This window comes from Brachybacterium sp. AOP42-C2-15 (genome assembly GCF_052377065.1).
Taxonomy (GTDB): domain Bacteria; phylum Actinomycetota; class Actinomycetes; order Actinomycetales; family Dermabacteraceae; genus Brachybacterium.
The window spans coordinates 21,007-32,771 of sequence record NZ_JBQSWK010000008.1 but is presented as its reverse complement, the minus strand read 5'-3'; the positions used below and the strand labels follow the sequence as shown (position 1 = coordinate 32,771).

Annotated in this window: 12 protein-coding genes; 6 read left to right on the top strand and 6 right to left on the bottom strand. The window is 69.8% G+C overall.

Annotated elements, in window-relative coordinates; translation table 11 throughout:
* Positions 1 to 2: 2 nt before the first annotated feature.
* The 5 genes from pstC to mshD all read right to left on the bottom strand — a co-directional run bounded on the left by pstC (position 3) and on the right by mshD (position 5,125).
* Positions 3 to 965 carry a phosphate ABC transporter permease subunit PstC gene (pstC, locus tag ACT3SQ_RS06250; RefSeq protein WP_441443171.1) on the bottom strand — a complete coding sequence of 321 codons (963 nt, stop codon included), beginning with the start codon at positions 963 to 965 and terminating at the stop codon, positions 3 to 5.
* Between the two features lie 71 nt (positions 966 to 1,036).
* The gene (locus ACT3SQ_RS06245) at positions 1,037 to 2,179 is read right to left on the bottom strand and encodes a phosphate ABC transporter substrate-binding protein PstS (RefSeq protein WP_441443172.1); all 1,143 of its coding nucleotides are present in this window, start codon (positions 2,177 to 2,179) and stop codon (positions 1,037 to 1,039) included.
* A 269-nt stretch (positions 2,180 to 2,448) separates the two neighbouring features.
* Positions 2,449 to 3,087 carry a DUF4190 domain-containing protein gene (locus tag ACT3SQ_RS06240; RefSeq protein ID WP_441443173.1) on the bottom strand — a complete coding sequence of 213 codons (639 nt, stop codon included), beginning with the start codon at positions 3,085 to 3,087 and terminating at the stop codon, positions 2,449 to 2,451.
* Positions 3,088 to 3,277: 190 nt separating this feature from the next.
* Positions 3,278 to 4,222: an NUDIX hydrolase gene (locus tag ACT3SQ_RS06235; RefSeq protein ID WP_441443174.1), complete on the bottom strand. Its 945-nt coding sequence runs from the start codon at positions 4,220 to 4,222 to the stop codon at positions 3,278 to 3,280.
* 3 nt (positions 4,223 to 4,225) lie between these two features.
* Complete coding sequence (mshD, locus tag ACT3SQ_RS06230; RefSeq protein ID WP_441443175.1) at positions 4,226 to 5,125, bottom strand: mycothiol synthase; 900 nt, start codon at positions 5,123 to 5,125, stop codon at positions 4,226 to 4,228.
* A 170-nt stretch (positions 5,126 to 5,295) separates the two neighbouring features.
* Between mshD and ACT3SQ_RS06225 the strand changes: the two genes are divergently transcribed.
* The 6 genes from ACT3SQ_RS06225 to ACT3SQ_RS06200 all read left to right on the top strand — a co-directional run bounded on the left by ACT3SQ_RS06225 (position 5,296) and on the right by ACT3SQ_RS06200 (position 10,397).
* A complete protein-coding gene (locus tag ACT3SQ_RS06225) occupies positions 5,296 to 6,045 on the top strand; it encodes a hypothetical protein (RefSeq protein WP_441443176.1) in 750 nt (249 codons plus the stop codon).
* 238 nt (positions 6,046 to 6,283) lie between these two features.
* Complete coding sequence (locus tag ACT3SQ_RS06220; RefSeq protein WP_441443177.1) at positions 6,284 to 6,925, top strand: FABP family protein; 642 nt, start codon at positions 6,284 to 6,286, stop codon at positions 6,923 to 6,925.
* Entirely contained in the window at positions 6,918 to 8,039 is a 1,122-nt protein-coding gene (ygfZ, locus tag ACT3SQ_RS06215; RefSeq protein ID WP_441443178.1) for a CAF17-like 4Fe-4S cluster assembly/insertion protein YgfZ, read from the top strand. Before ACT3SQ_RS06220 ends, ygfZ begins: the two co-directional genes overlap by 8 nt.
* A 153-nt stretch (positions 8,040 to 8,192) precedes the next feature.
* Positions 8,193 to 8,627: a hypothetical protein gene (locus ACT3SQ_RS06210; RefSeq protein ID WP_444600940.1), complete on the top strand. Its 435-nt coding sequence runs from the start codon at positions 8,193 to 8,195 to the stop codon at positions 8,625 to 8,627.
* Positions 8,624 to 9,946, top strand: coding sequence for an FUSC family protein (locus ACT3SQ_RS06205; protein WP_441443180.1), 1,323 nt, complete (start codon positions 8,624 to 8,626; stop codon positions 9,944 to 9,946). The genes ACT3SQ_RS06210 and ACT3SQ_RS06205 overlap by 4 nt, the downstream gene beginning before the upstream one ends.
* 133 nt (positions 9,947 to 10,079) lie before the next feature.
* Positions 10,080 to 10,397, top strand: a complete 318-nt coding sequence (locus ACT3SQ_RS06200) for a DUF2516 family protein (RefSeq protein ID WP_441443181.1) — start codon at positions 10,080 to 10,082, stop codon at positions 10,395 to 10,397.
* A gap of 196 nt (positions 10,398 to 10,593) precedes the next feature.
* Here ACT3SQ_RS06200 and fbaA read toward each other — a convergent pair whose 3' ends face one another.
* Positions 10,594 to 11,622, bottom strand: a complete 1,029-nt coding sequence (fbaA, locus tag ACT3SQ_RS06195; protein WP_441443182.1) for a class II fructose-bisphosphate aldolase — start codon at positions 11,620 to 11,622, stop codon at positions 10,594 to 10,596.
* Positions 11,623 to 11,765 lie beyond the last annotated feature (143 nt).

The window sequence follows — 11,765 nt, the reverse complement described above, 5'->3', positions numbered from 1 at the left end:
TCTCAGCTCTTGGGGCCGCTGCGGGCGACGATCCACCGGGCGAGTGCGTTGATGATGAACGTCAGCACGAACAGCACCAGGCCGGTGAAGATGAGCAGGGACATGTCCACGCCGGACGCCTCCGCCTGCTTGGACGCGATGTTCGCAGCGATCGAGTTGTGGCGTCCCACCTCGAGGATGTGGAAGGAGAAGGTCGCGCCCGGGGCGAGGATCATGAGCACGGCCATGGTCTCGCCGAGAGCGCGGCCGAGCCCGAGCATCGAGGCGGCGACGACACCGCCGCGCCCGAAGGGGAGCACGACGGTCCGGATGGTCTCCCAGCGGGTCGCGCCGAGAGCGAGCGCGGCTTCCTCCTGCAGGCGCGGGGTCTGCAGGAACACCTCGCGGGAGACCGCGGTGATGATCGGCAGGACCATCACGGCGAGCACCACCGAGGCGGAGGCGAGGTTGCGCATCGGCGCGGTGGGATCGCCGCCGAACAGCGGGATCCAGCCGAAGTAGGTGTTGAGGAAGACGTACAGCGGCTCCATCTTGGGAACCAGCCAGATGCCGCCCCAGAGGCCATAGACGACCGACGGCACCGCGGCCAGCAGGTCGATCATGTAGCCCAGGCCCGAGGCCATACGGCGCGGTGCGAAGTGCGAGATGAACAGGGCGATGCCGATGGAGATCGGGATCGCGATGGCCAGAGCGATCGCGGAGGCGAGCACGGTGCCGAAGATCAACGGCAGCGCGGTCTCGATGAGAGAGAACTCCGCGGTGCCCGAGAACTCCTGGCTCGCGATGACAGCCGGCATCGACTCGGTGGTGAGGAAGACGGCCACTGCGGCGAGGGTGAGGAAGATGAGGATGCCCGAGCCGATGCTCAGGTAGGAGAAGATCGAGTCGCCGATGCGCCGGCCGCTGGTCCTCATGGACGAGGGCGGTGCGGTCAGTGATTCCGATTCGACATCAGTGGTGCTCATAGGGGCCTTCCTCAGAGCTCACGGGCAGTGGAGTGGTGCAGAGTGCCGAGTCACGGGTGTGCAAGGGCAGGTCAGCCGACGGTGATGCCGTCGATCGATGCCTGAGCCTCAGTGCGCAGCTCCTCGGAGATCGGTGCGGAGCCGGCGTTCTGCTCGCCGACAGCCTGGCCGTCCTCGGAGATGATGTAGGACGCGTAGGCCTTGACGGCCTCGCCCTCGGCGGAGTCGGCGTAGGAGCCGCACAGCGCGAGGTAGGAGATCAGGACGATCGGGTAGACGCCGGACTCGGTGGTGGTGCGGTCCAGTGCCACGACGATGTCGTTCTCAGCGCGACCCTCCTCGCGCGGCGAGACATCCACAGACTTCGCCGCGGCGGCGGAGCTGAACGGGACGAACTCCTCGCCGACCTGGATGGCGGCGGTGCCGAGGTTGCCGGCCTGCGAGGCGTCGGCGTAGCCGATGGTGCCGTTGCCGCCCTCGACCGCGGAGATCAGACCGGAGGTGCCGTCACCGGACTGGCCGCCGTCGATCGGCCAGGTCTCGATCGGGCCGTGGCTCCACGCCTCGGGAGCGTTCTCCGAGAGGTACTCGGTGAAGTTCTCGGTGGTGCCCGAGTCGTCCGAGCGGTGGACCGGGACGATCGGCAGATCGGGCAGGGTGGCGTCGGGGTTGAGCTCGGCGATCGCCGGGTCGTTCCAGGTGGTGATGGTCTCGGCGAAGATCCCGCCGATCACCTCGGGCGAGAGGTTCAGATCCTCGACGCCGTCGAGCTTGAAGACGACCGCGATCGGGGAGATGTAGACGGGGAGGTTGAACGCCTGCTCACCGTTGCAGGTCTCGGCGGAGGTTGCGAGCTCCTCCTCGTCGAGGGCGGCATCGGTGCCCGCGAACTTCACCTGGCCGGAGAGGAACTGCTCTCGGCCGGTGCCGGAGCCGGTGGGGTCGTAGGTGACCTGGATGTCGCCACCCTCGGCCCCCACAAGGCCCATGAAGGACTCGGTCCACGCGTTCTGGGCGTTCTGCATGGAGGACGCGCCGGAGCCAGCCAGGTTGCCGGTCAGCTCGGCGTAGCCGCCTGCCGAGGCGCCACCGTTGTCCGAGCCGGCGTTGCCGCCGTTCTCTGCTTCGGCACCCCCACCACAAGCGGTCAGCGCGAGGCCGCCGATGAGTCCGAGTGCGGCGAGCGAGACGAGCTTGTTCTTGCGAACCTTCACTGCGAGTCCTTTCGGGGCCGGGGGCCCGCGGATGCTGTCCTACTGGAAGTTCTGACAGCGGGGACGCTAAGGAGGGCAGATGACAGGCCGCCCGCTCTCGCATGAACAGCAGGTGAACTCCCCACCGGGCAGCATGAACTTGCAGGTCAGAACCAGGATACGAACAGGTCACAGTGCTGCTCGTCACGGAGCGCGGGAGTGGCCTGCTCCACCGGGAGCAGACCGTGCGGGCCTGACCTGGATGAGCCAGGCGGAGGTGCCCGGACGAGTCAGGCGGAGGTCGCCCCGGCGATGATCGCGACGATGACGAAGGCGAAGTAGAGCACGAAGAAGAGGAACGGGATCAAGCCGATCAGGGACGTCACCAGCCCGGCGATCGCGAGGCCGCGGCCGCCCTTGGGGTTGATCGCCGTCGGTCCCGTCTCCTTCATGCCCTTCATGGCGAAGATGATGCCGACGGGCGCGGTCAGCCCGGCGCACATGGTCAGCGCCAGCAGGCCCAGAACGAAACCCGTGATGCCCGCTCCGGAGCTCGGGAGCGGAGGCGGGAACTGCCCATAGCCGGGAGGTCCCGACGGATGGGTCCCGTACTGCTGCGACCCGTACTGCGGGGATGAGTCGTAGGAGGCGACGGCGTATCCGCCGGACTGTGCCGGCGCGGAGGAGCTGAAGACCGGGCCGAACCCGTCGGCCTCCAACGGGTCTGTCGCATACGGGTCCTGCGCAAACTGGTTCTGCGCATACGGGTCGCTCGCATGGGCGTCGACTGAGTAAGGGTCAGTCGCATAAGGGTCAGGCGCATAGGGGTCGCTGCCGTACAACGGCTCTCCCCCGCGTCCCTCACCGCTGGAGCGGCTCCCGGGTCCCCCGTTGTAGTCCGGCAGACCGCCTCCGTACCCTGCGCTCATCTCTGTCCGTGCCCTTCCCCTGGCCCCTGGTCCCTGGCTGTCGTCTTGTCGTTCGTCGTGCCTGTCCTGGCCATCGAGTCCGGCGTGACCGTCCCGGCCGGCGTACCCGTCATGCGCGTCATGCGCGTCATGCGCGTCGTGCTCGTCGTGCCCGGCGTGCCCGGTGTGCTCGCCGTGCGCATCAGGCTCGTCACCCGATGTTCGGCAGGTGACGCTCGATCGCGACCACCGTGCCGCCGGCAGTGGTGTGGAGCAGCAGCGCCTCCCCGGCGGCGAGGAACGGATCCTCCCGCGGCAGCTCGAGCGCCGCCCCTTGCTGGGCGACTGCCCGCACCGACTCGATCACGGTGGGCAGCACCGGGCGGTGCGTGCACACCACGGTGGGACGGGCCTCGCGCAGCACCCGATCGATCACCGCGGCGGTGCGCGAGGGATGCGCGGCATGCGCCGCCTCGGTGAGCTCATCCTTGGTTCGGACCTTCAGCCCCTCGACCTTCGCCAGCGGCTCGACGGTGGTCAGGCAGCGCTGCCAGGGGCTGCTCACCACACTGGCCGGGTCGAAGGCATCCAGCAGGGCCGGCAGCGCCTGGGCCTGCTTCTTCCCCTTGCTGTTCAGGGGCCGGGACTCCTCGCTCTTGCGCCACTTCGCTCGCGAGACGGCGGCGCCGTGGCGCTGGATGATGATCGGCACGGTCCTGAGCTCGTCGGCGTCCAGGAATCGGCGCAGCGCCACCAGGGGCACCTGGTCGCCCTGCCGGGTGACCAGCTGCTCCGCCTCGTCGAGGGGAACCCAGCGGACCTCGTCGACCTCACCGCGGTTCTTGGGGCCGGGACCGATCTTCGCCCGTACGGTGGCCGTCCAGTACTGGACGATCTTCGTGCGGCCGTCCGGCAGCAGGTACACGGAGGCCGGGAGCGGCCGGTGCAGGCGCACCCGATAGCCGGTCTCCTCGGCGACCTCGCGCACCGCCGCGGCCGGGAACGTCTCGCCCTTGTCCAGCTTCCCCTTGGGGATCGACCAGTCGTCATAGCGGGGGCGGTGGACGAGCAGCACCTGTATCCCCTCACCCTTCTCCCGCCAGGCGAGAGCGCCGGCGGCGAGCACGGGTGGTGGCTTCCCGGGGGCGACGAGCATCGATCAGCCCCTCTCTGCCGCGCGCATCTGGACGTCGCGGCCCGAGACGGTGAAGCCCCAGTTCTCGTAGAGCCGCAGCGCCGGGGTGTTGTCGGCCTCGACGTAGAGCTCCACGCCCGGGACCCCGCCCTGCTGCAGGCGCGCCAGCGCGGTGGCCATGAGCAGACCCGCCACTCCGTGCCCCTGCACCGAGGGGTCGGTGGCGACCACATAGATCTCGGCGTCCTTTGTGCGATCACCGGGGTGCTCGCGCTTGATCCACACGAATCCGACCAGTTCGTCATCGCGCAGCGCGACCAGCATGTCCTCGGCGTCGAACCACGGCTGTGTCAGCCGCTGATCGAGGTCCGCGCGGGTGAGCGCCCCCTGCTCGGGATGGTCGGCGAAGGCGCGGGCGTTCACCGTCACCCAGCGCTCGGCATCTCGTCCTGCCTCGAAGCTCGCCAGCCGCAGCCCCTCGAGGCTCGAGGCGGGGATCGCGGGCAGCGGGTGCGTCGCAGCGAGGTCGCGGTGCAGGGTGAGCAGGCGGCGGGTCTCCTGCAGACCGGCGGCGGCGAGGAAGGCGAGGGATCCCTCGAGCGCGCCATGCGCCCAGACCCCTGCATCGGGGTGCAGGTCGAGCGCCTCGCGCAGCACCGTGGTGCCATGACCGCGACGGCGGTGCGCGGGATGGACCATTCCTTGGACGGTGCCGTCGGCCAGCACGCTGGCATAGGCGAGCAGCGCGGCGTCGGCCTCGCCCCCACCCGTCCCCTCGAGCAGCAGATGCTGGGCACTGCCGCCGTCGAGCGCGAGCAGGGCCGCTTCATCGAGGGCGGCAACGCCATCGTGCTGCGTGGCCGTCTCGAGCAGGTCGCGGACGGCGTCCCGCTGCGTCGCCGACACGGCGGCCGTGATGATCATGGGGTCCTTCCGGGGACTCTGCGGCAGTGCTGACCTCCTGCGGCCGACGGCCGGATGAGGTGCACGAGTATGCCGTCACCTGCGGGCACTCGTAGACTGCCACTGTAGCGCCCGAGGCGGACCCCTCGTCGGCGTGACCTGAGACCGGAATCGACTGCCTGGGAGGACCTGTGACCGCTCCCGAGCGCGCTCCCCTCGGGGCCGCACTCGCGCTGCTGCTGAGCGTGGTCTCGCTCACCGGGGCGATCTCCCCGGCGCTGATGGCGGCCACCGTGGCGCTGCTCTCCCTGCTGATCGGGCTGGCCTGGCCGACGCTGCTCGAGCTGCCCTCCCCCGGCGGCACCCGGATCGTGGTCGCCGGGACCGGGATCCTCGGCGCACTGATCACGGTGCTCGCTCCGGAACGGTTCACGCCGATCTCCGGGGTCGTGATGATGTGCGCGGCAGGGGTGCTCGCCTCCTTCGTGCACCAGATGCTGCGCGCCGAGCGGCGCGAACTCACCGAATCGCTCACCGGAACCGTCGCCGGAGTGTTCGTGGTGGGGATCGCCGCCTGCTGGGTGATCGCCCAGACCGGGGCGGACGCCGCGGGTGCGGGCATGCTGGTGACCGCGATCTCCGCCGGCCTCGCCGGCACGCTGCTGCTGAACTCGACCCCGCTGCCCACGATCCTGCGGTTCCTGCTGTCCGCGCTCGTGGGGACCGCGGTGACCGCGGTGCTCGCGGTGACCCTGGCCGGGGTCGCGCCACTGCTCGCGGCGGGCGCGGGACTGGTCACCGCGATCGGGGCGAGCTGCGCTCACCTGCTGGTGGGCTCCTCACTGGTCGCGAAGGAACCGGTCCCCTCGCTCGCAGTCGCGGCGGTGCCGGTGGCGACCGTCGGGGTCGTCGCGCACCTGATGGTGCTGCTGCTCGTCTGAACTGTTCACGCCCGGCCGTGATGCCACTGCTCACGCCCGCGTGTGATGCCGGTTCCCGCCCCGCCATGATGCCGCGCGCAGCCGCCTCCTCACGGCCTCCAGGGCGATAGACTGTGGGGCATGTCCGCGCTCTCGCTTCTCTTCATCGCCCTCGTCGTCCTGGTGGGCGTCGGCACGCTCGCCTTCGCCGTCCTGGTGCTCACACGACTGTTCAACCGCTGAGCGACCTGCGGCACCGATGCCCATCACGCTTGACACCTCACTTCCTGAGTCGCTGTACCCCCTGGCCTGGCTGATCGGCAGCTGGGAGGGCAGCGGCGCACTCCAGCTGCCTGATCAGGACGTCCCCGACGCCCGCATCGAGCAGCAGCTGGAGTGCACGGCTGCCGAGGACGGCACCCTGCGGTGGCGCTCACTGATCCACCGCGTCGACCTGCCCGCACCCTTGCCGCCCACCAGCGTCTTCGCCCGCGACGAGGCGGAGGGGGACGCCACGCCGGCGAGGCAGGGCTCCGGGGAGCGCACCCTCCTGCACCGGGAGGAGGGAAGCTGGACCGTCGGCGATCTGCTGCCCGGCCAGGACCGTGCCGTGTCCGAGGCCGCGAAGCCCGGCACCCCTGCGAGCTTCCTGTCCTATCGGCTCGACGCCCATCTCACGCGCCGCGGCGAGAGCCCGGAGCTGTGGGTCGGAGAGGTCCGCGGCCCCCGAGTCCAGCTGGCACTCGACAGCACCGACGGCGAGGTCTCCGAGACCCGCATGTTCGGGTACGTGCGCGGTCGTCTGATGTGGCTGTGGGAGCGTCGCCTCCCGGTGCCTGACGGCCCCCCCGGCGAAACCTCGTTGGCCCCCTATCTGTCTCTGGAGCTGCACCGTGTCTGATCCCGCCCATGTCGTCCGTCCCCTGCTGAGCACCCGCGCGGTCCTCGGGGAGGGACCCGATGCGGGAGTGCCCGCCCACTACGGGGCCCCTCTGCGCGAGCAGCGGCATCTGCTGGACGGCACCGCGGTGGTCGACCTCGGCCACTTCGAGCTGCTCGAGGTCCGGGGCGCGGACGCCCGCAGCTGGATGACCACGATCACCACCCAGGTCCTCGCCGGCACTCCCGTCGGCTCCTCCTCCTCGCTCGCGGTGCTCTCCCCGCAGGGCCGCGTCGAGCACATGGCCTCGGCCGTGGTGCTCGAGGACGATGCGCTGCTGCTGGTGCTCGATCCCGGCGCCCGGGCAGGGCTCCGCCACTACCTCGAGATGATGCGCTTCGCGGCCCGGGTCGAGCTGACCGACCGTGACGATCTGCGTGTCCTCGGCGCCCTCTCCCCCGCCCCTGAGGTGCTGCCTCAGCTGGGCCTGCCCGCACCTTTCGCCGTCTGGTCCGAGCCCTGGCCGCAGGTCGCCCCGGGCGGCGTGGCCTACGGCCCCGATCCGGAGGACCCGGTGGGCGCCGTCCTCACCGTCTTCGAAGCTGCCGCGATCGAGCAGCTGCCCTGGCAGAGCTCGCACCTGGCCGGGATGAGCTCCTGGGAGGCGCTGCGGATCGCTGATCACCGCGCCCGCGGAGCCCGCGAGGTGGACGAGCGCTCCATCCCCCACGAGCTCGACCTGCTGCGCACCACCGTGCACACCACCAAGGGCTGCTACCGCGGCCAGGAGACGGTGGCGAAGGTGCTGAACCTCGGCCAGCCACCTCGACGGCTGGTCATGCTCCACCTCGACGGCTCCCAGGATCTGCCCGCCGCGCCGGGCGGCGAGATCCGGCTCGGCGGCTCGGAGGGGAAGGTCGTCGGGACCGTCACCTCTGCCGCCCTGCATGCCGATCTGGGCCCGATCGCCCTGGCAGTGGTGCGCCGCGCCGTCCCGCTGGATGCGGGGCTTTCGGTCCAGGTCCCCCTGGGGGACGCCGACGGGGAGACCTCATCGGTGTGGATAGACGCCACCCAGGAGCCGATCGTGCTGCCCCGTGAGCATGGCGGCCGCCCCGCCACCGCCAAGCTCTGAGGGACAGTCCTCCACGACCCGCTTCACGGCCCTCCTCACGGCTCTCTTCACGGCTCTCTCCATGACGCCCTCCACGACGCCCTCACGGTTCCGGCACCGCCCTCCTACGCCACTGCCCGGTGCAGAGGCCGCTCAACTGGAACAATGGGGTGCATGAGAGCTGAGGGTGACGAGCAGGACTGGAGCCGGCACCGCCGCGAGGCGTTCGAGGTCAAGGAGCAGGCGATGCGTGCCGCCCGCCTGCAAGAGCACGAGCAGGCCACTGCGATGATCCGCGAGGCCGTCGACCGTTTCCATGCCGCCGGCATCTCGCCCGTCGCGCTGCGCGCCCGGCCCTACCAGGGCGGCGGCACACTCCGCACCGGCCTCGAGGGCTGGTACCTCAAGAAGGACCGCAGCCTCGCGATCGACGCCGAGGGTCACTACTTCGTGATGCGGGTCGACGGCGGTCTGCGGGCCCGACTGCGCGGCGCCGCCCCGGCACCGACCTATGCCCCGCTGGTCGTGGGGCGGGGCGGGCGCGACGGGGACTGCTTCCGCCTCGAGGAGCTGCTGGAGATGCGGCTGCAGGACCCGGTGCCCGCATGACCCCGCGCACCCCTGGCAGCAGCGCCCCCGCTGGCTCCAGCTCCCGGACGATGGGCGCGCTCCTCGAGCAAGCTCGCCACACCGTGCGCCAGTGGTTCCTCAAGGGCGTCTCCCGCGGCCACCGAGACCTGCTGACTGTGGGCCGAGCCGCGATCGCCGCGGCCCTCGCCTACCTGGTCAGCGGGTTCCTCTGGAACCACGAGCACCCCTTCTTCTCCTCGATCGTCGCGTTCATCATCATCGGCTTCGGCATCGAGAAGAAGATGCGCAAGATCGTGGAGATGTCCTGCGGCGTGATGCTCGGCGTGCTGCTGGGCGAGCTGGCGCGCGGGCTGCTCGGCTCCGGGACCTGGCAGATCCTGGTGGTGGTCTTCGGCGCCGGGATGCTGGCGCGCTTCATCGACTCCAGCAACCTCTTCGGGTTCCAGGTCGCGATCCAATCACTGCTGGTGATGATCATGCCCGTCACCCCCACCATGACCCCGGGCGGGCGGGCGCTGGACGCCGTCACCGGTGTCGTGGTCGCGATCATCATCCATCTGCTGCTCTCGGGCGATCCCCGCCGGCTCCAGTCCCGGGCGGCAGCCTCCTTCTATCGGGAGCTCGAGGACACGCTGGTGAGCCTGGCGCTCTCCGCGCGCAGCGGCGACCGCGGCGTGGCGCAGGCGGCGCTGAAGAAGCTCCGCGAGGTCTCCCAGAAGTACACCGACGAATGGTCCCTCGCCAATGACGTGGCCAACGAGATGGCGACCTTTTCCCCCTCCGGACTGCGTCACGCTGACGATGTGAACCGGTTGCAGCACCTGCTGGTGGGCTCCGATCGGGCCATGCGTAACATGCGTGTGATCGCCCGTCGCGAGGTGGAGTTCCTCGAGGCGGTGCGCGGGGACGCCCATTCCCGGCTGGCCGATGCGCTGCTGGCCGCACGCGATGCGGTGCTCGAGCTCAGCAACGCCGTCTCGCACGAGGATGTCGACTTCACCGAAGCTCGGCGCAAGCTGCGCCTGTTCTGCTCCTACCTCTCCCCCGAGATGCTGCTGCGCAATGACGAGGGGATGCGCCCGGGTCGGGCCGGGCACTTCGAGGGTGTGACTCTGACGATCCAGCTGCGCTCCCTCGCGATCGATCTGCTGCAGGCCACCGGACTCAGCGCCGCGGAGGCCAAGCAGTTCCTGCCGAGCCTGGTGGTCGCCGCGGACGGCGATGCGATCGGCCCCCGCCCGATGACGATGGAGATGCGCGCCCTCGAGCCGCCAGCCACCACCGAGGCGCTCGAGCTGCTGATCACCGATCGCTCGGATCCCGACCGGCGACGCTGAGCATCTCCCGGGTCCGGGCGGCGCCTGCGGGGCCCTGCGCCACGCCGCCTGCTCGGGACCCCGGCCGATTCGCTCCTGGCGTGTACCTGCCGGGGTCCGGGAACTGCCCAGCCATCACCCGTATCCTGACGCGATGATCGCGCTCATCCAGATGTGGATCTTCCTCGTGCTCGCCGTGGCCCTGCTGGCGGTCGAGCTCTGGGCACTCGTCAACGCCCTGCGCTTCCGTCCCGACGCCTATGTGGCCGCGGGCAAGCGCACCAAGGTGTTCTGGTGCGTGCTGACCGGCGTCTCCGTGGTGCTGGGCTTCCTGTCGCTCCCGTATCCGGTGGGCCGCGGAAGCTCGATGCTGTTCATGATCGCCGGAGTGGTCATCGCCGGAGTCTTCCTGGCCGATGTGCTGCCCTCCCTGAAGCGGGTCATGGGCCGCGCCCAGGGCAACCGCTGGTGACCAGCTGCTGAGCAGCTGAGTACCCGCACGCTCATCCGCACTGGCGCGCCGGACTGCCGGGCGCAGACGACGAAGACCCCGGAGCCGAAGCCCCGGGGTCCCGTGGAGTGCTGAGTCGATCAGGCTGAATCCATCGCCTGATCTCCTACCGCTCGCGCGCTCGCAGTACGTCGATCAGGCCAGACTCATCGCCTGATCAGGCCTGGTGCGTGCCGGCGGAGCGGAGGTTCTCTGCCGCCTCGACCAGGCGTGCGGCCAGCCCGGCCTCTGCCTTCTTGCCCCATGCGCGGGGGTCGTAGGCCTTCTTGCTTCCGACCTCGCCGTCGATCTTCAGCACGCCGTCGTAGTTCTCGAACATGTGCGAGACCACGGGGCGGGTGAAGGCGTACTGGGTGTCGGTGTCGATGTTCATCTTGATGACACCGTTGTCGACCGCGGTGCGGATCTCCTCGAGGGAGGAGCCGGAGCCACCGTGCATGACGAGGTCGAACGGCATCTCCTTGCCGTACTTCTCGCCGACGGCCTTCTGGATGTCCAGGAGGATCGACGGGGTGAGCTTGACGTTGCCCGGCTTGTACACGCCGTGCACGTTGCCGAAGGTGAGGGCGGTCAGGTAGCGGCCGCGCTCGCCCAGGCCGAGCTTGGCGGCGGTCTTCATGCCGTCCTCGGGGGTGGAGAAGAGCTTGTCGTTGGAGACATCGGCGACCACGCCGTCCTCCTCGCCACCGACGACGCCGACCTCGATCTCGAGGATCTTCTTGGCCTCGACGGACTTCTCGAGCAGACGCTCGGCGATCTCGAGGTTCTCGTCGACCGGCACGGCGGAGCCGTCCCACATGTGCGACTGGAAGAGCGGGTTCAGGCCCTTCTTCACTCGGTTCTCGAGGTCCCACTCGATCAGGGGCTCGACCCAGGTGGGCAGAACCTCCTTGGCGCAGTGGTCGGTGTGCAGCGCGACGTTGATCGGGTAGTTCTTGGCGACTGCGTGCACGAACTCGGCGAGCGCGATCGAGCCGGCGACGCGGTCCTTGACGGTGGAGCCGGAGAGGTACTCCGCGCCGCCGAAGGACACCTGGATGATGCCGTCGGTGTTCGCCTCGGTGAAGCCCTGCAGGGCTGCGATCGCGGTCTGCGAGCTGGAGACGTTGACTGCGGGGTAGGCGAACTTGCCTGCCTTCGCGCGATCGATCATCTCTGCGTACTGATCCGGGGTTGCGACTGCCATGAGGCACTCTCCTTCGCTGACGGGATGGGAGACGACCGGCGGGGCGGGCCCGCGCAGGGTCGTTCTATCGACCCCATTGTTCCACAGCGACCGGGACGCTTCCTGTCCGCAGGTCCCCGTGGACAGATCCCCAGGTGTGCACC

Excerpts from the sequence above, each read along its gene's own strand:
- ACT3SQ_RS06235 (WP_441443174.1), bottom strand. The coding sequence starts at position 4,222 with ATGCTCGTCGCCCCCGGGAAGCCACCACCCGTGCTCGCCGCCGGCGCT.
- mshD (WP_441443175.1), bottom strand. The coding sequence starts at position 5,125 with ATGATCATCACGGCCGCCGTGTCGGCGACGCAGCGGGACGCCGTCCGC.
- fbaA (WP_441443182.1), bottom strand. The coding sequence starts at position 11,622 with ATGGCAGTCGCAACCCCGGATCAGTACGCAGAGATGATCGATCGCGCG.
- ACT3SQ_RS06210 (WP_444600940.1), top strand. The coding sequence starts at position 8,193 with ATGAGAGCTGAGGGTGACGAGCAGGACTGGAGCCGGCACCGCCGCGAG.
- ACT3SQ_RS06220 (WP_441443177.1), top strand. The coding sequence starts at position 6,284 with ATGCCCATCACGCTTGACACCTCACTTCCTGAGTCGCTGTACCCCCTG.
- ACT3SQ_RS06200 (WP_441443181.1), top strand. The coding sequence starts at position 10,080 with ATGATCGCGCTCATCCAGATGTGGATCTTCCTCGTGCTCGCCGTGGCC.
- ACT3SQ_RS06205 (WP_441443180.1), top strand. The coding sequence starts at position 8,624 with ATGACCCCGCGCACCCCTGGCAGCAGCGCCCCCGCTGGCTCCAGCTCC.
- ACT3SQ_RS06240 (WP_441443173.1), bottom strand. The coding sequence starts at position 3,087 with ATGAGCGCAGGGTACGGAGGCGGTCTGCCGGACTACAACGGGGGACCC.
- pstC (WP_441443171.1), bottom strand. The coding sequence starts at position 965 with ATGAGCACCACTGATGTCGAATCGGAATCACTGACCGCACCGCCCTCG.